The following is a 21,741-nucleotide window of genomic DNA, read 5'->3' as shown; positions in this document are numbered from 1 at the left end:
AGCAGTCGTCCCCCCCCCCCCCCCCCCCCCCCTCCCCCCCCCCCCCCCCCCCCCCCCCCCCCCCCCCCCCCCCCCCCCCCCCCCCCCCCCCCCCCCCCCCCCCCCCCCCCCCCCACCCGGGTCACCCCCACGAGGAACCCCGCCATGCGTACCCGACCGCTCGCCGCCGCCCTCGCCCTCGCCGGGGCGGTCGTCCTCGGACCCGCCGCCCTCCCCGCCGCCGCCCACGGCGACACCGTCCACCTCGACGTCACCGGCCAGGAGGGCGGGCACGTCACCACCGTCGCCACCTTCGAGAACGACCACGAGCCGGTCGTCGAGGAGTTCGCCGGATCACTCGCGGCCACCTCCGCCGACGGCCGCTCGGCCGGCCCGTGGCGGCTGGTCGCCGTCCCCGGCCACCCCGGCTCCTACACCACCCGGGAGATCCTGCCGGCCGGCCACTGGCGGATCAGCGTCGACTGCGCCTTCCCCTCGCTCGGGCACGGCGAGCGCGAACTCGACGTCGAGGCGGCGGCCATCACCGACCCGCCGCTGCCGACCCCCACGGCCGCCGTGCCGACCCCGACGACCACGGCCGCGCCCACCCAGGCCGTCACCGCCGCGCCCACCCCGGCCGTCACCGTCGGCCCCACCCCGGCCGTCACCGTCGGCCCCACCCCGGCCCAGAGCGCCGGCCCGTCCGGCACCGCCGCGCAGCCCCCGCAGCGGTCGGAATCGGACAGCACCCCGGACGCGGCCACCTGGGCGGCCATCGGTACCGCCGTCGCGGCCGTCTTCCTGGTCGGCCTCGGATACTGGCTTCGCCGGCGCTGCCGCAGGAACTGACCCGCAGCCCCACGGAGTGATCCGCGGCCCGGTGGAACCGATCGTTCCCGCCCGGCAGTCCCCACTGTCACCGGACGACGACCGAGACGTCCGACCAGGCAAGGGAGCGACCGCATATGAAGAAGGTCCTGATCACCGGTGGCGCGGGTTACATCGGCAGCACGGTGGCGTCCGCGCTGCTCGACCAGGGCATCACGCCCGTCATCCTCGACGACCTGTCCAAGGGCCGGGCGGAGTTCGTCGAGGACCGGGCGTTCTACCAGGGCGACATCGCCGACGGCGCGCTGCTCGACCGGATCTTCGCCGAGCACCCGGACATCGACGCCGCCCTGCACTGCGCCGCCCGGATCGTCGTCCCGGAGTCGGTCGCCAAGCCGCTCTTCTACTACCGCGAGAACGTGGCCAAGACCGTCGAACTGCTCGACTCCCTCCAGCGCAACGGCTGCACCCGGGTCGTCTTCAGCAGCTCGGCCTCCATCTACGCGCCCACCCCGGACGCCCGGGTGGACGAGACCTGCGCCGTCGACGCGAACAGCCCGTACGCGCGCACCAAGCAGATGATGGAGCACGTCCTCCAGGACTGGACCCGGGGTGACGGCGCCGAGGGGATCCGCGTCATCGCCCTGCGGTACTTCAACCCCGTCGGCGCCGACCCGCAGTTGCGCACCGGCCTCCAGGACCTCAACCCCACCCACGCGCTCGGCAAGCTGATCGAGGCCCACACCGACGGCACGCCGTTCACCGTCACCGGCACCGACTGGGCGACCAGGGACGGTTCGGGCATCCGCGACTACATCCACGTGCAGGACCTCGCCGAGGCCCATGTCGCCGCGCTCATCCGCTTCGACGAGGTGGTCAAGCCCACCGCCGACGACCGCTACCGGGTGATCAACGTCGGCACCGGCGAGGGCACCACCGTCCGCGAACTGATCGCCGCCTTCGAAGCGGCCGCCGGTACGAAGCTCGACGTCCGCGAGGCCGACCCGCGCCCCGGCGACGTCATCGGCTGCTACGCCGCCGTCGACACCGCCCGCGAGCTGCTCGGCTGGACCGCGCGGCGCACCATCGCCGACGGCGTGACCGACGCCCTCGCCTGGCGCGCCAAGTGGTCGGCCCGCCTCGCCTCCGCCTGACCCAACGGGCCCCGGCCCGGCGCCCGCCTGGCCCTGTGCCCGCCGCCCGCCACCGGCGCCCGTCCGGCCCGGCGCCCGCCCGCGACCGGGGGGCGCCGGGCCGGACGACGAGGGCGGTGGTGCCCGAACCGGCCGTCACCGGCTGAGGGCGAAGGCCTGCCGTCAGGCCCGGCCGGCCGCCTTCTGGGAGCGGCGGGCCAGCGAGTCGATGACCACCGCGGCCAGCAGCACCGCGCCGGTGACCATGAACTGGATGGCGTTGCTGAGGCCTTCGATGTTCATCCCGGACTGGATCGAGCCGATCACCAGCGCGCCGAGCAGGGCCGACCAGGTCGAGCCGCGTCCGCCGAAGAGGCTGGTCCCGCCGATGACGGCCGCCGCGATGGCGTTCATCAGCAGGTTGCCGCCGCCGGAGGTCTGGCTGGCCGACTGGATCTGCGCGGCGAGGAAGAGACCGCCGACGGCCGCCATCGTGGAACAGATCATGAAGACGCTGATCCGGATCCCGGACACGTTGATACCGGCCCGGCGGGCGCCCTCGATGTTGCCGCCGAGTGCGAAGACCTGCCGGCCGTAGCCGGTGCGGCGCAGCACGAAGTCCAGCACCACGATGAAGATCAGGAAGATCAGGAGCGCCAGCGGCAGCCCCTTGTACTGGTTGAGCGTGTAGGCGGCGAGAAAGGCGATGATCGCCAGCACCACGGTCCGTACCGCGATGTCCGACGCAGGGCGGGACGGCACGCCCGCGGCCTGGCGGCGGCGCGCGTCGAACAGCGAGGCCCCCAGGAAGATCAGGACGCCGATCGCCGCCGTGCCGTAGGCGGCGATCTGCTGCCCGTAGATCGTGCTGTAGAGCCGGGAGACGATGTCGTTGCCGGGCAGGTTGACCGTGCCGGTGGTGCCGAGAATCTGCAGCATCAGGCCGTTCCAGCCGAGGTTACCGGCGAGGGTGACCACGAAGGCGGGGACGCCGACCTTGGCGAAGAAGACGCCCTGGATGCAGCCGACCACCGCACCGCCGACGAGGGCGGTGAGCAGCGCGACGTACTGGTTGACGCCGTCGGTGACACTCAGGACGGCGTAGATCGCCGCGCACAGGCCGCTGACCGAGCCGACCGAGAGGTCGATCTCGCCGAGCAGCAGTACGAAGACCACGCCGATCGCGATCATGCCGGTGCCGACGATCTGCTGGGACAGGTTGGAGAGGTTCTGGGCGGAGAGGAAGCTGCTGTCGAGGCTGCCGAACACGGCCCAGATCACGATCAGGGCCAGCACCACCGGCAGTGAGCCGAGTTCGCCGCTGCCGAGGCGGCGGCGGAACTCGCTGAGGTACCCCTTGATGCCCTCCTGGCGGACGATCAGCCGGGGGTCGACGGCTGGGGTGGCCTCGGCCGCCACCGGGACGGGCGCGTTGACGCCGCCCTTGGGCATGCTGTCCTCGGGCAGTGGGACGTGGTGGCGCTCGGGCTCGCCGCCTCCAGTGCCCCCGGGGAAGTTCTCGCTCACTGGGAATCCTCCTGGCCACGGGCCTTCCGACGGGTCACGGCGTTGTCCGTGGCTCCAGTGATGGCCGAGATGATCTCTTCCTGGTTGGTGTAACGCCTGTCGAAGACCCCGTTGTTGCGGCCCAGGCGCAGCACCGCGACGGTGTCCGCGACGGCCATCACGTCGGCCATGTTGTGGCTGATGAGGATCACGCCGTGGTCCTGTTCGCGGAGCCGCTCGACCAGGTCGAGGACCTGGGCGGTCTGCTCGACGCCGAGGGCTGCGGTGGGTTCGTCCAGCATCACGACCTTCGGCGAGCCGATCAGCGCGCGGGCGATCGCGACCACCTGGCGCTGACCACCGGAGAGCGAGGCGACGGGGATCCGCACGCTGGGGATACGGATGGACAGGGTGTCCAGCAGCGTGCGGGAGCGCTTCTCCATCGCGACCTCGTCGAGGATGGTGAAGCGCCGGATCTCGCGGCCGAGGAAGAGGTTCCCGACCACGTCGAGGTTGTCGCAGAGCGCGAGGTCCTGGTAGACGGTGGCGATGCCCAACTGCTGGGCGTCCTGGGGGCGGTGGATGGCGACCGGCTTGCCGTGCCACTCGATGACGCCGTCGTCCGGCTGGTGCACGCCGGCGATCGCCTTGACCAGCGTCGACTTGCCGGCGCCGTTGTCGCCGACCAGTGCCAAGACCTCGCCCGCGTGTACCTCCAACTCGATGTCGGTGAGCGCCTGGACGGCGCCGAACCGTTTGGAGACCCCGCGCAGGGCCAGTACGGTCTCACCTGCCACAGTGACCAACTCCCTTGCCCCGTCTCCGGTTTGGAGACGGGGCATGCTCGTGACGGGGTAGCGTCGGGCTACTGGAGGCCGGCCGCGGTGCAGGCGGCGGCGTAGTCCGGCGTGCAGATCTGGGCGACGGTGTAGAGGCCGTCCTGGACCACGGTGGTCTTGATGTTGTCCTTGTTCACGACGATCGGCGTGATCAGGTTGGCCAACGTCTTGTTGTTGCTGCCGTTGGTCGCCGTCGTCGGCACGACAGTGGGGTTGAGGGACGCACCGCTGGCCAGGCTGACGGCCATCTCGGCCGCGGCGTCGGCCTCCGGCTTGAAGGGCTTGTAGATCGTCATGGTCTGGGTGTTGATCAGGATGCGCTGGATGGCGTCGAGCTGGGCGTCCTGACCGGTGAGCGGGACGTTGATCCCGGCCGCCTTCTGCGCGGTGGCGACGCCGGCGGCCATACCGTCGTTGGCGGAGTAGATGCCGACGACGTTGTTCGCACCGAGCGCGGTGATGCCCGCGGCGGCCTCCTGGTTGGCGGTGTTCGGATCCCACTGGGGAGTGTCGTACTCCTTGCCGATCTTCAGCTTGCCGTCGATGGCGCTGTGTGCGCCGGCCTTGAAGTCGGCCGCGTTCGGGTCGGTGGGCGAGCCGTTGATCATGATGATCTGTCCGGCGCTGGCCTTGTCGCCCACCGCTGCCACCAGGGCCTGGCCCTGCAGCTGGCCGACCTTGTGGTTGTCGAAGGACACGTACGTGTCGACCGGGCCCTGGGCCAGGCGGTCGTAGGAGACCACCTTGACACCCGCGTCGTGGGCCTTCTGGACGGAGGACTGGATCGACTTGGAGTCCACCGGGTCCAGGATGAGGACCTTGTCGCCCTTGGTCAGGGCGGTGTCGACCTGGGTCTGCTGGGTCGTCGCGTCCTGGTTGGCGTTGTAGTAGTCGATCTGCGCGTCCGGCGCCAGTTCCTTGATCTTCTGCTCGATCAGCGGGCGGTCGAACTGCTCGTACCGGGTGGTCTTGGTCTCCGGCAGCAGCAGGCCGATCTTGACCGCCCCGACCGAGGTTCCGCTCGCGCTGCCCGAGGACGTGCTGCCGGTCGACTGCTTGGCGCTGCCGCAGGAAGTCAGGCCGACTCCGACGGAAACCACTGCGGCCACCGCGAGGGCGCGGCGAAGAGCGATGCTCATGAGGATGCCTCTCCGGTTGAGTCCACCCCCGCCTACGAGTCTGTGAACACCGGGCCGTCCCCACGATTCGGATTGCGCCGAACGGGTAGGGCGTGTACCCCGGACGGCCGCTGCCGGAGGGTCCGCCGTCGTCCGCCGGCGGCGACGGCCCGCGGACCGCCGTGTCCGCGGGCCGGACGCGGCCGGGCGTCGTCGTCCACCACCGGACGGATGGCGGGCCCGCCGGTCAGAGGAGCGTCTGCCGCCAGTCCCACGCGGTGACCGTGGCTCTGCCCGGGTCCAGGGCGGCGCCGCGGCGGCGGGCCACGGATGCGGGGTCCAGGGCCCGCCGCAGGGCCTCGTGGAGGGCCTCCCGTTCGGATCGCGCGTGGACGGCGCAGATCTGCCGGCCGTTCCCGGTGCGGGCGGCCACCGGGATCTCGACGATCCAGAGCGGCCCGGCCGGCTCGGCCCGGTTCGGACGGGTGGCGGGGGAAGTGCGGCCGGAGGTCCAGGGCACTTCGGAGGCAACAGCGTCCACGGATGGCACCGCCTGTTCGGGGACTCCTTCCGCCCTCGGCGAGGGTGCTCGGCAGGAGGCCGTCTCGTGTTCCGGTGCGTCGCACCGGACTCGGGCGGTGCGGCCCCCTGCTGCACCGGAGGTCCCGCCATCTAAACCGGCCCGGGCGCCGGCGTCAATGGTCTAGGCCTTTACGGCGGGTCGCTGCACGTCGGCCCCCGGCGTGTCGGGTGTCCCGGGCGTGTCGCGTGCGCCGGGCCCGGCGCCGTGGCCGCCGGCGAAGTACGGGGACTTGCGGACCCACCGGGCCCAGGCCGCGGCCGGCAGCCCGGAGCCGATCATCAGCGCGGGCACCAGCAGCTGGAACCAGCCGTTGTCGGCGCTGAGCTCGAAGTGGTCGGCCGAGCGGTAGAACGTCCAGGCGAGGTAGCCGCCGACGGCGAGCAGCACGGCCGCGCCGAGCAGCGGTGCCACCACCGCCCGCAGGCCCTCCCACGGGGAGGTGCGCAGCAGGTGCCGGAAGCGCACCGCGGCCGCGACGGCGGTCAGCGCGTAGGAGAAGGCGACCACGATGCCGCTGGCGTTGACCGCGGCGGAGATCAGGTCGCTCACGGTCGGGACGGTGAGCGAGGCCAGGGCGATCGCGGTCGCCAGCGCGCTGATCAGGACCGTGCCGGTGGCGGGTGTGGCGAACCGGGGGTGGAGCCGGGTCCACACCGGGCCGAGGGTGCCGTCGCGGCCCATGGCGAACATGCCGCGGGCGGTCGGGATGACCGAGGCCTGGAGGGAGGCGGCGGCGGAGAGGGTGAGCGCGACCAGCGGCAGCGCAGCGAGCGGCTGGCCGGCGAGCTTGGCGCCGAAGTAGCTGAGGCCCTGGGCGCCGTTGCCGGCGAGCTCGTCCAGCGGCAGGACGCGCTGGAAGGCGGTGCCGGCGAGGAGGAGCAGCAGCATGATCATCGTGAGGGCGATGAACCCGCCCCGGGAGGCGTCGCGCGGGTCACGGACCTCCTCGCCGATCGAGAACACCGACTCGAAGCCCCAGTAGCAGAACACCGCCAGCACCATGCCCTGGGCCAGGGCGGAGAGCGAGGGGATGGCGAACGGGTTGTACCAGTCGAGCGAGAACGGCTGGTCGCCGGCGACCAGGCCGTAGCCGCAGAAGCCCAGCAGCACCGCGTACTCGAAGACCAGCAGGTACTTCTGCAGCCGGGCGGCGAGGTCGAGGCCGCGGACCGCGACGACCGTGGCGGCGGCCAGCACCGCCAGGCCGATCAGGGTGGTCTGCAGGGTGGAGTCCGGGTCGAGGGCGAGGCCCGCGAGGCGGTGCAGTCCGGCCTGGCCGGCCAGTTGGAGGACGGCCGAGCCGGTGACCGCCGTCGTGTAGGCCATGAAGAGGAGCGTGCCGACGATGCTCGCCCAGCCCGACAGGAAGCCCAGCCAGGGGCTGAGGGTGCGGCCGACCCAGCTGTAGCTGTTTCCGGCGTTGGGCTCGACCCGGCTGAGCCGGCCGTAGCCGCCGGCGATCGCGAGCACCGGCAGGAACGCCAGCAGCGTCAGCGCCGGCAGGTGCAGGCCGACCACGCCCGCCGTCAGCCCCAGGCCGATGCCGATGCTGGTGGTGGCCGCCGTGGTCGAGGCGGCGATGACCACGCCGTCCTGGATGCCGACCGACCTGCGCATGGTCGCGTGGGAGCGCGCGACCTGGGTTCTCCGGGCGTGGCCCCGGTCCCGGACCGATGGTGCCAAGGGTGTACCGCCTCGCGTGTGGGGGGAACCGGCCGGACTCGGGGGCGGCCGGTGGCTGGAAATGAAACCGTCCGCGCGCTTCACACGTCAATGCCGTTGTCATAAGCTCCGCGGCATGAGCGAACGAGTGGTCCCGGAGTCGCAGCGGCGGCGCAGACGACCGACCCGCCACGGCACGGTGCTGTCCGCGCAGGTGATCGTGGAGACGGCGCTGAAGCTGATCGGGCAGCACGGCGCGGACGCCCTCACCGTGCGCAGGCTCGGCGCGGCCCTCGGCGCCGACCCCAGCTCGCTGTACCGGTACTTCCGCAGCACCGACGACCTGCTGCTGGCCATCGCCGACGAACTGATCGGACGCGCCCAGCACGGCCGGCAGGCCACCGGCGACTGGCGGGCCGACCTGCGGGACATCGGGCTGCGCATTCACGCCGCGTACCAGGCGCACCCCCAGGCGGCCATGCTGGCGGCACACCGGACGACGGGCCGGGAGAACGAGACGCGGGCGGTCGAGGCGATCCTCGGGGTGTTGCGGACGGCCGGGTTCCCGGACGGTGAGGCGGTGCGGATCTACCACGCCTTCGTGGACCAGGCGCTCGCCTTCGCCGCCCTGGACGCGGCCGCACTGGCCCTCCCGTCGCAGGCGCAGGCGGCCGACCTCGGGGTCTGGCGGGCGAGTTACGCGACGCTGCCGGCCGCCACCCACCCGAACATCGCCGCGACGGCCCGGCTGCTCGCGGCCGACATGCGGCGCAGCGGGTACCCGTTCGCGCTGGAGCTGCTGCTGGACGCCGCCGCCGCCCGGCTGGAGCCGCCGGCCGGGTGAGCTGCCGGGTCGGCCCCGGTCGAGGCGGTCGAGGCGGTCGAGGCGGGCGACGGCGGGTGGAGCGGTCGAGGCGGGCGAGGCAGGCGACGGCGGGTGGAGCGGGCCCGGCCGGGCGGCCGGACCCCGACGCCCTTGCGCAGGCTCAGAGCCGGGCGATGCGCTGCCAGGGCCGGACGGCCTCCAGGGCCGCCGCCGCGCGGAAGACCGTCACGTCGTCGTACGTCCGCCCGACCAGCTGAACGCCGGTCGGCACCCCGGTCGAGGCCACCCCGGACGGTACGCTCAGCACCGGGCAGCGCCCGGCGATGTTGAACACCGTGGTCAGCGCGGCGTCCATGTAGTGCTCCAGTTCCTGGCCCCCGACCGACAGCCTGGTCACGGTGTAGTCGTCGTCGGCCGGCAGGGCCGGAGTGCCGATGGTCGGGCAGAGCAGCAGGTCGTAGCGGTCGAGCAGGTCGCCGAGCACCGCCTGGATCCGCGCCTCGATCTCCAGGCCGGCCAGGAACATCCCCGGCTCCCGGCAGGCCTCGCTCACCTCCTCGGCGAAGGCCAGCGCGTAGGGGGTGAGCAGCTCGCGGTGCTCGGCCGCGACCGAGGAGACGTACGGGCCGAAGATCGCCCCGAAGTGGATCATCGCGGCCTCCCGCACCTCGGCCCGGGAGAGTTTGACGTCCACCTCCTCCACCACGGCGCCCGCCGCGCGCAGCGCCTGTGCGACGGCGCGGGTGTTGGCCTCGACCTCGGGGTCGACGGGCCAGTCGCCGAGGTCGACGGAGAGGGCGATCCGCAGGCCCGCGACGCCCTCGAACCGCTCGGGCAGCACCAGCTTGGGCCGCAGCGAGACGCCGTCCAGCGGGTGCGGTCCGGCGATGACGTTCTGCAGCAGCGCGCAGTCGGCGACGGTGCGGGCCATCGGGCCGTCGTGGCAGTAGGTGTCGAGGTTGAACGGCGCCATCGCGGGCACCCGGCCGTACGGGGGCTTGAAGCCGACCGTGCCGGTGCACGAGGCGGGGAGCCGGATCGAGCCGCCGATGTCCGAGCCGGTGGCGAGGGTGGTCTCGCCGGCCGCGAGGGCGGCGGCCGAGCCACCGGAGGAGCCGCCGGGGGAGTAGGCGAGGTTCCACGGATTGCGGGTGACGCCCCAGAGCCGGGACTGGGTGAATGCCGCGCAGCTGAACTCCGGTGTGGTGGTACGGGCGTGCACGATCCCGCCGGCGTCGAGGATGCGCTCGACCACCGGGTGGGTGCGGTCGGCGGTCTCGTGCGCGAGGGCCAGCGAGCCGTCGGTGGCGCGGCGCCCGGCGATCGGCTGCTCCTCCTTGGTGGCGACGGCCAGGCCCTCCAGGGGGCGCGGCGGCCCACCCCTGCCCGCGTACCGCGCCTCGGCGGTGCGGGCGGCGGCGAGCGCCTGCTCGAAGGTGCGCTCGGCGAGCGCGTTGACCCGGGGCTCGACCGCCTCGGCGCGCTCGATGACGGCGGTCATCAGCTCGACCGGCGACAGCGAGCGGTCCCGGAAGCGGCGCAGCGCCTCGGTGGCGGACAGGTGGGCGAGTTCGGTGGAGTCGGTCATGCGAGGCTCTTCCGGTCGGACGGGTGGTTCAGTGCGCGGCGGCCCTCGGCGATGCGGGCCGGGGCCCAGCCGGGCTGCGGGACCGAGTCGAGCAGCAGTCGGGTGTAGGCGTGCTGCGGGTTGCCGAGCACGTCGGCGGTCGGGCCGGACTCGACCACCCGGCCGTCCCGGAGCACCACGACCCGGTCGGTGATGTGCCGGACGACCGCGAGGTCGTGGCTGACGAAGAGGAAGCCGATGCCGGCCTCCCGGCGGATGCCGGCCAGTAGGTCGAGGATCTGGGCCTGGATGGAGACGTCGAGCGCGGCGACCGCCTCGTCCAGGATCAGCACCCGGGGTTCGGCGGCCAACGCCCGTGCGATGGCGACCCGTTGGCGCTGCCCGCCGGAGAGCCCGCGCGGCAGTGCGGCGGCCTCGCGGGCTCCCAGCCCGACCTGGTCGAGGAGTTCGGCGACCCGCGCGCGCCGTGCGGAGGCGTCCAGTGCGGTGTGCAGCCGCAGCACCTCGCCGACGCAGGCGGCGACGCTGATCCGCGGGTCGAGCGAGAGATACGGGTCCTGGAAGACCATCTGGATCTCCCGGGCGCGGGCCAGCCGTTCGGTGCGGCCACGGGCGCGGGCCGAGCGGTCGCGCCCGTCCAGGTGGACGGTGCCGCCGTCGGGCCGCTCCAGGCCGACCAGCATCCGGGCGGTGGTGGTCTTGCCGCAGCCGGACTCGCCCACGATGCCGAGCGAGCCGCCCGGCGGCAGGGTGAAGGAGACCCCGTCGACCGCCGGGTGATCGCCGAACCGTTTCCGCAACCCGTCCACGACCAGGCCGGGGGAGGAGCTCACGACAGGATCCCTTCGTCGGCGCGCAGGCACGCGACGAGGCCGTCGTCGTGCGGTTCCAGGACGGGCCGCGCGGCCGTGCAGCGCTCCTCGGCGAAGCCGCAGCGCGGGGCGAAGGCGCAGCCCGGCGGGGACTCGGCGAGCGAGACCGGCCGGCCGGGGACGGGGCGCGGCGGTGCGGCGTCGGGCCCGAGCCGCGGCGTGCAGGCGAGCAGGCCCGCGGTGTACGGGTGGCGGGGGCGGTCGAAGAGGGCCCGGGCTGACCGGGTCTCCACGATCCGCCCCGCGTACATGACGTAGACGCGGTCGCAGATCGCCGAGGCCAGCTCCAGGTCGTGGGTGACGAAGAGCATCCCGGTGCCGCGCTCGGCCTGCAGCCGGGTGAGGATCGCGATGACCTCGGCCTGGGTGGTGACGTCGAGTGCGGTGGTCGGCTCGTCGGCGAGCAGCAGGGACGGCTCGCCGGCCAGCGCCGCCGCGATGACGACGCGTTGCAGCATGCCGCCGGAGAACTGGTGCGGGTAACGCCGCAGGGCGCCGCGCGGATCGCGGATGCCGACCGCCTCCAGCAGCTCCTCGGCCCGCCCGGCGGCCCGGTCGGCGGGTGTGCCGGCCGCCCGCAGGCCCTCGGTGAGGAAGTCGCCGACCCGCCGCAGCGGGTTGACGCAGGCCCGCGGGTCCTGGAACACCATGGCGACCTGACGGGCCCGGAGTTCGCGCAGGCCCGCCCGGTCCAGGGTCAGCACGTCGCGGCCCCCGACCCGGACCTGTCCCTCGGTGCGGGCGTGTTCGGGCAGCAGGCCGAGGACGCTGCGACAGGCGACCGACTTCCCGGAGCCGGACTCGCCCACCAGCGCGACCGTCTCGCCGGCCCCGACGTGCAGCGAGACGCCGTCCAGGATCGGGCGGGCGGCCCGCCCGTCCGGCAGCCGTACGCAGAGGTTCTCGATCTCCAACAGGGGTGTGGTCATGGCTCTCACCGCTCCCGCTTCGCGACCCGGTCGGCGATGCCCTCGCCGACGATTCCGAACGCCACGACGGCGATCACGATGCACGCGGACGGCGCCAGCGCGGGCAGCATCGCTCCCTGCTGGACGGCCGACTGGCCCTCGTTGATCATCGCGCCCCAGTCGGCGGTCGGCGGTTGCACGCCGAAGCCGAGGAAGGAGAGCGCCGCCAGGTCCATCAGCGCGTACCCGAAGTTGACCGCGGACTGCGCGAGGACCGTCGGGGCGATGTTGGGCAGCAGGTGCCGCAGGCAGATGGTCCGGCCCGACCAGCCCTGGACCAGGTAGGACTCGATGTACGGCCGGCTCTTCTCCTGCCGGGCGATCCCGCGCACCAGCCGCCCCACGTACGGGGTGTAGGCGACCGCCATGGCGATGACCGGTGCGGTCATGCCCGGGCCGGTGACCGCGACGAACATGATCGCCAGCAGGAGCCCGGGGAACGAGAACACCACGTCCAGCGCGCGTGACAGCAGGGCGTCGGCCCAGCCGCCCCGCCAGCCGGCCACCACGCCGAGCAGGATGCCCAGCAGGGTCGACACCCCGACCACCAGCAGCGGCCCGAGCAGGCCGGTGCGTGCGCCGTACAGCAGCCGGGAGAGGATGTCGCGGCCGGACTGGTCGGTGCCGAGCAGGTGGTCGGCGCTGCTGCCGGCCAGGCCGGACTGCAGGTCGATCAGGTCCGGCTCGTACGGGGCGAGCAGCGGCGCGAGGGCCGCGGCCAGGACGAGCGCGGCCAGGACCACGACGGCCGCGGTGAACAGCGGGCCCTGTCCGAAGGCCCGGAGGCGGCGCAGGCCGGGGCGGCCCGGCGGGGCCAGGGTGGCTGTGGTCATGAGGCACCTCGGCGGGTGAGGGAGAGCCGGGGGTCGACCAGCGGCGCGAGGAGGTCCACGGCCAGGTTGACCACGACGAAGCCGGTCACGGTGAGCAGGGTGAGTGCCTGGACGACGGGGAAGTCCTTGACCGTCACCGACTGCACCAGCAGCGAGCCGATGCCGGGGACGTTGAAGGCGGTCTCCACGATCGAGGTGGAGACCAGCAGGCCGGCCAGCATGGTGCCGCCGACGGTGACGATCGGGCCGAGCGCGTTGCGCAGCACGTGGCGGCGGACCACCGTGCGCTCCGGGACCCCGCGCGAGCGGGCCACTTCGACGTGTTCGCGGCCGAGTTCGTCGAGCATCGCCGAGCGGGTCACCCGGGCCAGCAGGCCGGCCAGGGTCACCGCCAGCGCGGCGGCGGGCAGCGTCAGGTGGTAGAGCCGGTCCGCGAGGCCGGTGCCCTGGGAGCCGGGGCCGGGGAACCAGCCGAGCTGCACCGAGAAGAGCGAGACCAGCGCGATCGCGGAGACGAACGGCGGGGTCGCGGTGGTGACGCCGGTGCCCAGCAGCACGGCCCGGTCGAACCAGCCTCCGCGCAGCGCGGCGAGGACGCCGGCCGGCACGCCGACCACGCAGACCAGCGCCGCGGCGTACCCGATCAGCAGGGTGGTGCCGGGCAGCCGGGAGGAGATCAGCGCGCCGACGTCCTGGCGGAACTGCACCGAGCGGCCGAAGTCCCCGTGCACGACCCCGCCGAGCCACTTCAGGTACTGGGTGAGGAACGGGTCGTCCAGGTGGTACTGGGCGGTGATCGCGGCCCGGGCCTCGGGCGTCGCCGGATGACCCTTGAGCAGGAAGGCCACTGGGTCCCCGGGGGCGAGGTGCACGGCGCTGAAGACCACGAAGGAGGTCGCGAGCAGCACACCCGCCAGGCCGAGGAGCCGGCCGAGGAGGTAGCGGGTCATCGCTTCGCGGCGCCGATCGTGGCCGCCCACGGGTAGTACAGCTGGGCGATGCCGGTCGGCGCGCCGGTGATCCGCTTGTTGAGGAACACCGAGTACGGCTGCTCGTACAGCGGGATGCCGGGGAGTTCGCGCACGGCGATCTGCTGGAGTTTCGCGGTCAGGTCGGCGCGGGTGACCGGGTCGGTGGAGGCGATCGCCTGGTCGAAGAGCGCGTCGTACTCGGCGTTCGACCAGCTGCCGTAGTTGGCGAAGTCGCCGGTGTGCAGCGACTGGTAGAACTCCAGCGGGTCGGGGGTGCTGTCGTAGCCGTTGGTGACCACCAGGTCGATGCCCTCCCGCGCGGCCGGGTCGGTGAAGAGCGCGGTGTACGCGTCGGGAGCGACGGGCCTGAGCTCGACGTCCAGGCCGATCTGCTTGCCGGCCGCCTGCACGGCGTTGGCGACCACGCCGATCTCGGGGGCGAGCGTGCTGGTGGCCATGACGACCTTCCTGCCCGCGGCGCCGGCCTCCTGGACCAGTTTCCTGGCCGCCGCCGGGTCGTAGGCCGGTTCCGGCAGAGCGGCGAAGTAGCCGGCGGTGCGGTCCGGCGCGATGCCCCAGGCGGCCTGCGCGGCCGGGGCCTTGGCCGGGGTGCCGATCCCGCCGATCGCGGCCTTGATGATGCCGGGCCGGTCGAGCGCCTCGGAGAGCGCCTGACGGACCTTCGGGTCGCCGAGGGTGCCCTTGAGGTCGAGGACGGCGAGGTCGGTGGCGGCGGTGTTCGGGCCGAAGTGCACCGTGCCCTGCGCGGAGGCCTTGAGCTGCGCGAGCGAGGCGGACGGCACCATGTAGCCGCCGTCGACCGATCCGGAGAGGAAGGCGTTGGCGCGGGCGGCCGGGTCCTGGATGAAGACGAACCTGACGCTGTCCGACTTGGGGGCGAGCGAGGTGTCCCAGTAGCCGGGGAACTTCTTCAGGGTGAGGCTGTCGCCCTGCGCCCACTTGTCGACCGCGAACGGGCCGGTGCAGTCGACCCCGCCCTTCGGGGTGCCGTAGTCCTTGCCGGCCTTGGCGAGGAAGGCGGCGCTCTCGATGGTGCCGGGGGAGGCCGCCAGCAGCTCGTTCAGCAGGACGTCGGGCTTGGTGAGCCTGACCGTCACCTCCAGCGGGCCGGACTTCTCGATCGAGGCGACGTTCTTGAAGGCGGTGCCCCAGGCCGAGCCGGTGTCCGGGTCGAGGTGACGCTGCAGGGAGGCGACCACGTCGTCCGCCGTCATGGTCGAGCCGTCGTGGAACTTCACGCCCGAGCGCAGGGTGTACACCCAGGTCAGCGCGTCGGGGTGGGCGAATCCGGCGGCCAGGGCCGGCACGGTCTTCATGTCCGGGGTGACCCGGAACAGCTGCTCGCAGACGTTGGCCAGCACGGTGTTCGGGGGGTAGTCGTAGGCCAGCGCGTAGTCGAGGGTCTGCGGTTCCGCGTACAGCGACCAGGTGAAGGACGGGATCGGGCCCTGGGCGGCGGGGGTGTCCGGGGTGACCTGGTAGGCGGCGCCGCTCGCGGAGTCGGTGCCGCTCCTGGTGGCACCGGAGCAGCCGGTGGCCGCCGAGGCGACCAGGACGGCGGTGGCGAGCAGGCCGGCGGATCTGGGCATGCGCAAGGAGACCCACCCCTTTCAGGGGGTTGTGGGGGCGCTGGGAGTTGGTGGCGAGTATTGATGCGGGAACGTTCCCGCACAAGGGTTTGCGGGAACGATTTTCCACAGGTCACGGGAGGGTGACGCGGAGCCCTCGGGGCTGGCAGCATCAGCACATGACCGATACCCCCCGCCCCGGCGGCCCGGCGGCCGTGCCCCGCGTCCGCCTCGTCGACGTCGCCCGCGAGGCCGGCCTCTCCAAGACGACGGTCTCGGCCGCGCTCAACGGCACCGGCCGGATGTCGGACGCGGTGCGCGAGCGCGCCCGCGAGGCCGCCCGCCGGCTCGGCTACCGGCCGAACGCCACCGCGCGCCTGCTGCGCGCCGGGCACGCCCGGCTGATCGGCTGCGCGGTCGGGGAGTTCGCCACCGAGCCGTGGGCCTGCCTCGACTCGCCGTACTACGCGCAGCTGACCGGTGCCACCGCGCGGGAGGCGCTGCGGCACGGCTACGCACTGGTGATGCTGCCCACCGGCTCGGCGCCGGAGGCCTGGGCCGACCTGCCGTTGGAGGCCGCGATCGTCGCCGACCCGGTGGCCGGCGACCCGCTGGTGGAGGACTTCATCGCGGCCCGCATCCCGGTGTTCACCGACCGCTCGGTCGAGGGCCGCCCCGGCGCGCACTGGGTGGACATCGACACCGAGGCCGCCGTGACCGAGGTGCTGGACCACCTGCGCGCCGAGGGCGCGCGACGGGTGGCGGCCGTCGTGCCGGACACCGCGATCCGCTTCCACATCGAACTGCTGAACGCCTACCGCGGCTGGTGCGCCCGGCACGGGGCCGAGCCGCAGGTGGTGCTCTCCACCGCGCCCGGCAGCGGCCCGGCGATCGCGGCGGTGGAGCAGGCGCTGAGCGGCGCCGAGCCACCGGACGCGCTGCTGGTCGCCAGCGAGGCGAGCCCGCCGCTGGTGCTCGACGCGGCCCGGCGGCACGGCCGTTCGGTGCCCGGTGACCTGCTGCTGGTCTGCGTCAGCGAGGACGCTTCGGCCGAGCACGCCGACCCGCCGGTGACCACCCTCAGCCTCCAGCCGGAGCGGGTCGCGGTGGCCGGGATCGAGCTGCTGGTGGCCGCGTTGGAGAGCGGCAGCCAGGAGCCGACGGGCACGCTGGTGGAGACCAGGCTGGAGATCAGGGCCTCCTCCCGGCGCTCCGGGCCGTAGCGGTTGCAGCCGGGCGCGGTGGCGGCGGACGGCCCGCCGCGGCCCGCCCCGCCGCCGGTCGGGGCGCGCCTGGTGCGCCCGGAGCCGGCTCGCGGGCGCCGTGCCGGATCGGCCGGCCGTCGGCGGGGGCCTGCGGCGGGGCCGCCGACGCCCCGGGGCGGGGGACTTCCCGCGAAAGGTCTGGCCGCGGGGAAGCCGAAGGGGCGGCCCGCTCGTTGGTCAGGGTGTGGCAGACGAGGCGGATGGTGGTGCCCGGCGGGCGCCGATGGTGTGGGCGTTCGCGGTGCGCGAGTCGGCGGGCGCCCTGGTCGCCGAGGCGATCGTGGAGGTCGGTGTGCGGCTGCACGGGGAGCTGGTGGTGGACGCCGTGGACAGCGGCTTCGTCCTCGCGGCGGGGGAGCCGCCGCCGACCACCGGCGTGGTGGAGGTGGGCGGGCAGCGGTTCGAGCGGCTGGTGCTGGTGGGCGGCCGGCAGGTCTGGGAGCCGGCCGCGGGGGTGGCGGTCTCGCCCGGCTGGCTGGCGGCCGCCGAGGGGCGCGGTGGCGTGGTGGTGATCGTGGTCCCGCCCGGTACGTGGCCGGCGGGCCTGATGAGCCTGGAGCCGCAGGAGCGGGTCGCGGCCTTCACCCGGAGCCTGGACGAGGCGCGGGCGGCGGGCCGGCTGCTGCACGGGACGGTGGGTATCGAGAGCCGGTGAACGGCCGCCGCCGGCGGAGCGGCTCACCCGGCCGGGTCAATGCCGAGGGGGCCGCGGTGGCCCCGGTACGACCGCGCGGGAGGGCGGTTCCACGGCGTGTCCGCCGGCCGGAACGCGAGGGTGCCCGGGCGCCGGGGCGGGCGCGGTCGTAGCGTCGGGGGCATGACTGCCGACGAGACGACGATGGTGGCGGTGGGGGTGCGTTCCGCGGCGGAGGTGTTCGCCGCCCTGGAGGCGGCGAACAACCGCCGCCAGCCGTGGACGCGTTACGAGCACGGCGTGCTGGGTGCCTACCGCTGGGCGGTGGGTGCCCAGGTGGGCGCCCCGGTGACCGCGTCCGCGGCCGTCGGCGCCGTCGGGCCGTGCCGGGCCCAGCTGCTGGCGGAGTTCCAGGCCGCCGCCGTCCAGATCCGCGCGGGCGCCGGGCGTGGCGTGGACGCCGACTACGCCCTGGGCGCTTACGGGGCGCTGGCCTGGCTCTGCGGCCACCACGAGGAGCACCCGTAGACCGGGCCCCCTTGCAGCGCTCCACCGCCCGGCGGTGGTACCGGACGCCGAGCGCGCGAAGACCGCGGCAATCCGGCGTCGGTGTGCCGGGCGGCCGGCCCCGGCCCCCGGCTGTTCTCCGCCCCGGCCGATCTCCGGCGGCCGGAGAGCAGCCGAGGCCGCCCCGGAACCCGGGGCGGCCTCGGCCGGTCCGACGAGGTGTCAGTTCACCGTGTAGGTGTACGGGATCGCCGCCAGGACCGAACCCGTGGTGCCGAGCTGGTTGTTGGCGGTGGCCACGGTGGTCGGGCCGGAGACCAGGTACAGCACGCCGTGGACGGTGCCGCCCTTCGGGCCGGTCGGGGTGAGCGTGACCTGCAGTGTGCCCGTGGCGCCGGGCCGGACGGTCACCGGGACGGCGGCCGGGGCGGTGGCGCTGACCGCGGCGGCGAACGGATCGCCGGTGCTGGAGGCCACCGCCGGGTCGAACGCCCGGGTGTGGGCGGTGGCGGTGATGGTGGCCGTACCGGCCGGGGCGCCGGCGGCGCCGAACGGGCCGATCTGCTGCACGAAGGTGCTCCACCTGCCCGGGACGACCGGCTGCGCGGGGCTGCCGGCGTCCCTGGCGACCGAGACGGTCGAGCCGTTGCGGGCCTTCTTCAGGTCGCCGAACAGGTCGGGCGAGCCGGCGGCGCCGCTGATCTCCAGGTGGGCCGGCACGGAGGACGCCGACACGGCCGTCAGCGCGTCGGTGCCCGGCGGGACCAGGAACGACGGGGTGGTCGAATCGGCGGTCAGCGGCAGGCCGACCGTCGCCGAGGTGCCCTGCGGCACCAGCGGAAGGTCGACCCGGCCGTCGAGCCGGGCGTTGGTCGCGACGTTCTGGGTGGCGACGGTGTTGTTGGTGTAGTTCACGCTCACCGTCACCGGCTTGCCCGCCGCCAGCTTCGTCCGCGGGTCGTTCGGCAGGCCGGCCGCGGTGGCCCGGTCGAGGTCGAGGCCGATCGTACCGGTGAACTGCTGGCTGAGCTCCGCACCGCTGACCGGGCCGACCACGGTCAGGACGAACCGCCAGCGGCCCGCGACCGGGTCGACCGTGGTCGCCGAGACACCGGCGGTGGTGCCGGTGAGGTGGCCGCTCGCGTCGAGGAGCGCGTTGCCCTCGATGTCGACCGGTGTGCCGTTCGGGCTGATCAGCGCTCCCTGCATGAGCAGCTTCGGGTCCTTGGCGACCGTCACGCCGACCCGCAGGTCGTGCCGGCCCTTCGGGACGTCGAAGGCGTAGGCGAAGCTCTGGGTGGGCGAGCTGCCGCGGGCGTTGCCGCCGGTGAGGGTGCCGGTGAAGCTGCCGGTGCCCTGGCTGACCGGGACCAGGCTGCGCAGGACCACCGGCACGCTGGTGGTGCGGCCGTCGGAGGTGGCGACGGTGACCGACTCGCTGGAGTCGCCGCCGGTCGCCGGCGTGGTGACCTGGACGTGAAGGGTCCTGCTGGCGCCCGGCGCCAGCTCGACCACCTGCGGGCTCACGCCGCCGGCCGGCACCGCGCGCTGGGTGGCGGTGTCCAGGAGGACCGGGCCGGTGTAGCCGTTCGTGCCGGCCGGGGTGTAGAGGACCGCGGTCCAGTCACCCGCCACCGGGTGCGGGACGTCCACCAGGCCGAAGTCGGCCGGGGTCGCACCGCCCTGTGGACGGGTGTTGGTCTCGAACCGTCCGGACGGGTCGAGCAGCGTCATCCGGACCACCGGGCCGTTGCCGGCCGGGCCGGCCGCGCCCTGCCAGGCGATCGACGCGGCCAGGCGGTCGGCGCCGGCCGGAACGCTGAAGCTGACCTTCTGCTGGACCCAGGTGGCGCCGTTGGTGGCGTACGGGAAGGTCTGGTCGGAGGAGGAGTCCAGCCGGACGGTCCGCCGGTCGTCGGAGAGCGGGGCGAAGCTGCGGGTGGCTCCGCTCACCGTCTGCGGGGTGGAACCGGTGTTGGTGACCGTCACGTCGGCGGTGTGGGCTGAGCCGGGGGCACCGGTGACGTCGATCTGGCCGGTGGTGACGACGACGGTGTTGCCGTCCTTCGCGCCCGCGCCGCTCTGGTAGCCCCGGGCGGCCTCGACCGCCGCGCGGACGTTCAGCAGGCCCGCGCCCTGCTCCTCGGCCGGCAGCCCCAGGTCCTGGGCGGTGCCGGTGAGGAGCTTCTTCACCAGCGCGGGAGCGGGCGAGTCCCCCTTGTGGGTGTCGCGGTACGCCTGGATGACCAGGGCCGCGGCTCCGGTGACCATCGGCGCGGACTGGCTGGTCCCGCCGAACGGCTGGATCGGGGAGCCGGCGCCGCTGAAGCCCTTGCAGTCGGTGTACCTGGCGGTGTCCGGCGAGCACAGCGCCCAGTCCGACTCACCCGGGGCGACCAGGTCGACCGTCCGGCCGGCCTGGGTGAAACCGCCCGAGGAGAGCGCGGAGATCCGGTTGTCGTCCCACGTGCCGTTGGAGAACCGGGCCGCCGCGTACCCGGTCTGCTGGTAGTTCTGGTTGTCGGTGGAGGCACCGACCGCGATCACGTTCGGGTCGGTGGCCGGGGTGCCGATGGTGCCGCTGATCCCGGCGTCGCCGGTGGACACGGCGACGGTCACGCCGGCCCTGACGGCCTGGTCGTTGAAGAGCGAGATGGTGTCGTGCGCACCGCTGTCGGGGGTGACGTTGCCCCCGAAGGACTCGTTCAGGACGTCGACGTGGTTGGTGACCGCGTAGTCGATGGCCTGAAGGATCGCGGAGTTCGGCAGGATCTCGCCGCCGGCCCTCAGCGCGACCAGCGAGGCGTCGGGGGCGATGCCCCGGACCCGGATGTTGCAACCGGCCGGCAGCGGGAGCGCGGGGTTGACGAACTTCGAGACGTCGTACACCTGGCGGCCCTGGGCGATCACCGCCGAGGCGTCACCGAAGGCCTCCGCACCGCCGGTCGGTGCGTCGGTGCCCTCGCCCGAGAAGTCCTGGTAGTCGACGACCGCGTGCGAGCCGTCGGCCCGGATGAAGTCCGGGTTGTCCGGGTCGAGCCCGTCCGCGATGTACGCGACCTTCACGCCCTTGCCGGTGGCCAGATCGGCGGCTCCGGGCGAACCGGCGGTGCCGACCGTGCGGGTGGAGTACAGCGCCTCCGGCTCCAGCAGCGGCTTGGCCGGGTCGGACGGGCAGACCGTGTTGGTCGCGTTCTCCTCGCCGCCCTTCCCGCCCCCGGCCGCTCCGGGAGCGGCGGCGGCCGCCTTCGGCGCCTGGGCACCGGGGGCGGCCGCGGGGGCGTCCGTCCGGTCCTTGCCCGTGCCCTTGCCCCCGGTCGGCGGGGCGACGGCGACCTGGTCGTCCGTCACCACCGAGGCGACCTCCGGGTCGGCCTGCAACGCCGCCCGCAGTACCGGGCCGACCGTGGCGGAGAAGGCGTTTCCGACCACGAAGCTCTTGATGTTGGTGCCGCCGCCGGCCCTGACCCGATCCAGCAGTGGCGCCTGGGCGGACGCCGCCTTCTGCTTCCGTGCGCCCAGGTGCCCGGCGTCCGCCGGGGCCTCGGTGATCTGGTCCCTGAGAATCACGATCACCGGTGCCGGAGCTCCGTCCGCCGAGGCCGCCGGAGCCGCCTGGGCGTTCGCGGAGTCCGGGACGGGCGCGCCGTTCGCACTGGTCCCGAAGGTCAGGACCATGGACGCGGCGGTGACCGTGACGGCAGTTGCCAGCTGGGATTTCCGCCAGCCGATCATGGACATCCTTTCGTCTGATGAGACGTCAGGTTGCATGGCCCGGGCGCGCGGATCCGGTAGGACGCGCGATGCCTCCGGACCGCGCGTCCCGACAACGCTCGAATTCCAGCGCATCGAACACCAAGGCAACAAGGGGGCTCATGCCATCGGAAAGTAAAGAAAGGAGAAGGAAATCCGGCTATTTGCAGACGTTCTCGTCACGCGGAGCCGGGGGCATCGCCGGGTCGCGAGCAGGAAGAAGTGGCGGACTCCGGACGGCGGCGAACACCCGCCACCCGGGTCCGTCGCGGGTCGCCCCATGGGGC

The 21,741-nt window shown here is 73.8% G+C and carries 18 protein-coding genes; 6 read left to right on the top strand and 12 right to left on the bottom strand.

Translation table 11 applies throughout. The features are described 5' to 3' along the window. Positions 1–144 precede the first annotated feature (144 nt). Positions 145–828: a hypothetical protein gene (locus ACZ5WK_RS11815; RefSeq protein WP_465547185.1), complete on the top strand. Its 684-nt coding sequence runs from the start codon at positions 145–147 to the stop codon at positions 826–828. Between the two features lie 116 nt (positions 829–944). Then, positions 945–1,961 carry a UDP-glucose 4-epimerase GalE gene (galE, locus tag ACZ5WK_RS11810; protein ID WP_465547184.1) on the top strand — a complete coding sequence of 339 codons (1,017 nt, stop codon included), beginning with the start codon at positions 945–947 and terminating at the stop codon, positions 1,959–1,961. A gap of 162 nt (positions 1,962–2,123) precedes the next feature. On the opposite strand, the gene ACZ5WK_RS11805 is transcribed toward galE, so the two are convergent. The 5 genes from ACZ5WK_RS11805 to ACZ5WK_RS11785 all read right to left on the bottom strand — a co-directional run bounded on the left by ACZ5WK_RS11805 (position 2,124) and on the right by ACZ5WK_RS11785 (position 7,603). Further along, complete coding sequence (locus ACZ5WK_RS11805; RefSeq protein ID WP_465547243.1) at positions 2,124–3,392, bottom strand: sugar ABC transporter permease; 1,269 nt, start codon at positions 3,390–3,392, stop codon at positions 2,124–2,126. A gap of 71 nt (positions 3,393–3,463) precedes the next feature. Beyond that, entirely contained in the window at positions 3,464–4,288 is an 825-nt protein-coding gene (locus ACZ5WK_RS11800) for an ATP-binding cassette domain-containing protein (RefSeq protein ID WP_405364757.1), read from the bottom strand. A 23-nt stretch (positions 4,289–4,311) separates the two neighbouring features. Continuing rightward, positions 4,312–5,424, bottom strand: coding sequence for a substrate-binding domain-containing protein (locus ACZ5WK_RS11795; protein ID WP_465547183.1), 1,113 nt, complete (start codon positions 5,422–5,424; stop codon positions 4,312–4,314). A 226-nt stretch (positions 5,425–5,650) separates the two neighbouring features. Beyond that, positions 5,651–5,944 (bottom strand): hypothetical protein, encoded by a 294-nt coding sequence (locus ACZ5WK_RS11790; protein ID WP_465547182.1) that lies wholly within the window; start codon positions 5,942–5,944, stop codon positions 5,651–5,653. Between the two features lie 162 nt (positions 5,945–6,106). Further along, positions 6,107–7,603, bottom strand: a complete 1,497-nt coding sequence (locus tag ACZ5WK_RS11785; protein ID WP_465547181.1) for an APC family permease — start codon at positions 7,601–7,603, stop codon at positions 6,107–6,109. A 181-nt stretch (positions 7,604–7,784) separates the two neighbouring features. Between ACZ5WK_RS11785 and ACZ5WK_RS11780 the strand changes: the two genes are divergently transcribed. Beyond that, positions 7,785–8,492, top strand: a complete 708-nt coding sequence (locus ACZ5WK_RS11780) for a TetR/AcrR family transcriptional regulator (protein ID WP_396322205.1) — start codon at positions 7,785–7,787, stop codon at positions 8,490–8,492. A gap of 142 nt (positions 8,493–8,634) precedes the next feature. Here the strand turns inward: ACZ5WK_RS11780 and ACZ5WK_RS11775 are convergent, their stop codons facing one another. From ACZ5WK_RS11775 to ACZ5WK_RS11750, 6 genes are read right to left on the bottom strand one after another with little or no spacing between them, the layout of a single operon-like run. After that, positions 8,635–10,062 carry an amidase gene (locus tag ACZ5WK_RS11775; protein WP_465547180.1) on the bottom strand — a complete coding sequence of 476 codons (1,428 nt, stop codon included), beginning with the start codon at positions 10,060–10,062 and terminating at the stop codon, positions 8,635–8,637. Beyond that, positions 10,059–10,895, bottom strand: a complete 837-nt coding sequence (locus tag ACZ5WK_RS11770; RefSeq protein WP_465547179.1) for an ABC transporter ATP-binding protein — start codon at positions 10,893–10,895, stop codon at positions 10,059–10,061. Before ACZ5WK_RS11770 ends, ACZ5WK_RS11775 begins: the two co-directional genes overlap by 4 nt. Next, positions 10,892–11,863 carry an ABC transporter ATP-binding protein gene (locus tag ACZ5WK_RS11765; RefSeq protein WP_465547178.1) on the bottom strand — a complete coding sequence of 324 codons (972 nt, stop codon included), beginning with the start codon at positions 11,861–11,863 and terminating at the stop codon, positions 10,892–10,894. Before ACZ5WK_RS11765 ends, ACZ5WK_RS11770 begins: the two co-directional genes overlap by 4 nt. A gap of 5 nt (positions 11,864–11,868) precedes the next feature. Beyond that, the gene (locus ACZ5WK_RS11760) at positions 11,869–12,735 is read right to left on the bottom strand and encodes an ABC transporter permease (RefSeq protein ID WP_465547177.1); all 867 of its coding nucleotides are present in this window, start codon (positions 12,733–12,735) and stop codon (positions 11,869–11,871) included. Then, entirely contained in the window at positions 12,732–13,685 is a 954-nt protein-coding gene (locus ACZ5WK_RS11755; RefSeq protein ID WP_465547176.1) for an ABC transporter permease, read from the bottom strand. Before ACZ5WK_RS11755 ends, ACZ5WK_RS11760 begins: the two co-directional genes overlap by 4 nt. Further along, positions 13,682–15,316 (bottom strand): ABC transporter substrate-binding protein, encoded by a 1,635-nt coding sequence (locus ACZ5WK_RS11750; protein ID WP_465547175.1) that lies wholly within the window; start codon positions 15,314–15,316, stop codon positions 13,682–13,684. The genes ACZ5WK_RS11755 and ACZ5WK_RS11750 overlap by 4 nt, the downstream gene beginning before the upstream one ends. A gap of 158 nt (positions 15,317–15,474) precedes the next feature. Here ACZ5WK_RS11750 and ACZ5WK_RS11745 point away from each other — a divergent pair, with 158 nt between their 5' ends. The 3 genes from ACZ5WK_RS11745 (at position 15,475) to ACZ5WK_RS11735 (ending at position 17,722) form a co-directional block, all read left to right on the top strand. Next, positions 15,475–16,518, top strand: coding sequence for a LacI family DNA-binding transcriptional regulator (locus ACZ5WK_RS11745; RefSeq protein WP_465547174.1), 1,044 nt, complete (start codon positions 15,475–15,477; stop codon positions 16,516–16,518). Positions 16,519–16,744: 226 nt separating this feature from the next. Next, positions 16,745–17,215, top strand: a complete 471-nt coding sequence (locus ACZ5WK_RS11740) for a hypothetical protein (protein ID WP_396322213.1) — start codon at positions 16,745–16,747, stop codon at positions 17,213–17,215. A gap of 162 nt (positions 17,216–17,377) precedes the next feature. Next, positions 17,378–17,722 carry a hypothetical protein gene (locus ACZ5WK_RS11735; RefSeq protein WP_465547173.1) on the top strand — a complete coding sequence of 115 codons (345 nt, stop codon included), beginning with the start codon at positions 17,378–17,380 and terminating at the stop codon, positions 17,720–17,722. Between the two features lie 201 nt (positions 17,723–17,923). Here ACZ5WK_RS11735 and ACZ5WK_RS11730 read toward each other — a convergent pair whose 3' ends face one another. Further along, the gene (locus ACZ5WK_RS11730; RefSeq protein WP_465547172.1) at positions 17,924–21,436 is read right to left on the bottom strand and encodes a S8 family serine peptidase; all 3,513 of its coding nucleotides are present in this window, start codon (positions 21,434–21,436) and stop codon (positions 17,924–17,926) included. Positions 21,437–21,741: the final 305 nt, after the last annotated feature.

The organism is Kitasatospora sp. NPDC032757 (genome assembly GCF_055579305.1).
This window is presented reverse-complemented; position numbering and strand designations above follow the sequence as displayed.

Excerpts from the sequence above, each read along its gene's own strand:
- ACZ5WK_RS11765 (WP_465547178.1), bottom strand. The coding sequence starts at position 11,863 with ATGACCACACCCCTGTTGGAGATCGAGAACCTCTGCGTACGGCTGCCG.
- ACZ5WK_RS11785 (WP_465547181.1), bottom strand. The coding sequence starts at position 7,603 with ATGCGCAGGTCGGTCGGCATCCAGGACGGCGTGGTCATCGCCGCCTCG.
- galE (WP_465547184.1), top strand. The coding sequence starts at position 945 with ATGAAGAAGGTCCTGATCACCGGTGGCGCGGGTTACATCGGCAGCACG.
- ACZ5WK_RS11815 (WP_465547185.1), top strand. The coding sequence starts at position 145 with ATGCGTACCCGACCGCTCGCCGCCGCCCTCGCCCTCGCCGGGGCGGTC.
- ACZ5WK_RS11745 (WP_465547174.1), top strand. The coding sequence starts at position 15,475 with ATGACCGATACCCCCCGCCCCGGCGGCCCGGCGGCCGTGCCCCGCGTC.
- ACZ5WK_RS11730 (WP_465547172.1), bottom strand. The coding sequence starts at position 21,436 with ATGATCGGCTGGCGGAAATCCCAGCTGGCAACTGCCGTCACGGTCACC.
- ACZ5WK_RS11760 (WP_465547177.1), bottom strand. The coding sequence starts at position 12,735 with ATGACCACAGCCACCCTGGCCCCGCCGGGCCGCCCCGGCCTGCGCCGC.
- ACZ5WK_RS11795 (WP_465547183.1), bottom strand. The coding sequence starts at position 5,424 with ATGAGCATCGCTCTTCGCCGCGCCCTCGCGGTGGCCGCAGTGGTTTCC.
- ACZ5WK_RS11735 (WP_465547173.1), top strand. The coding sequence starts at position 17,378 with ATGACTGCCGACGAGACGACGATGGTGGCGGTGGGGGTGCGTTCCGCG.
- ACZ5WK_RS11775 (WP_465547180.1), bottom strand. The coding sequence starts at position 10,062 with ATGACCGACTCCACCGAACTCGCCCACCTGTCCGCCACCGAGGCGCTG.
- ACZ5WK_RS11755 (WP_465547176.1), bottom strand. The coding sequence starts at position 13,685 with ATGACCCGCTACCTCCTCGGCCGGCTCCTCGGCCTGGCGGGTGTGCTG.
- ACZ5WK_RS11780 (WP_396322205.1), top strand. The coding sequence starts at position 7,785 with ATGAGCGAACGAGTGGTCCCGGAGTCGCAGCGGCGGCGCAGACGACCG.
- ACZ5WK_RS11805 (WP_465547243.1), bottom strand. The coding sequence starts at position 3,392 with ATGCCCAAGGGCGGCGTCAACGCGCCCGTCCCGGTGGCGGCCGAGGCC.
- ACZ5WK_RS11750 (WP_465547175.1), bottom strand. The coding sequence starts at position 15,316 with ATGCCCAGATCCGCCGGCCTGCTCGCCACCGCCGTCCTGGTCGCCTCG.
- ACZ5WK_RS11800 (WP_405364757.1), bottom strand. The coding sequence starts at position 4,288 with ATGCCCCGTCTCCAAACCGGAGACGGGGCAAGGGAGTTGGTCACTGTG.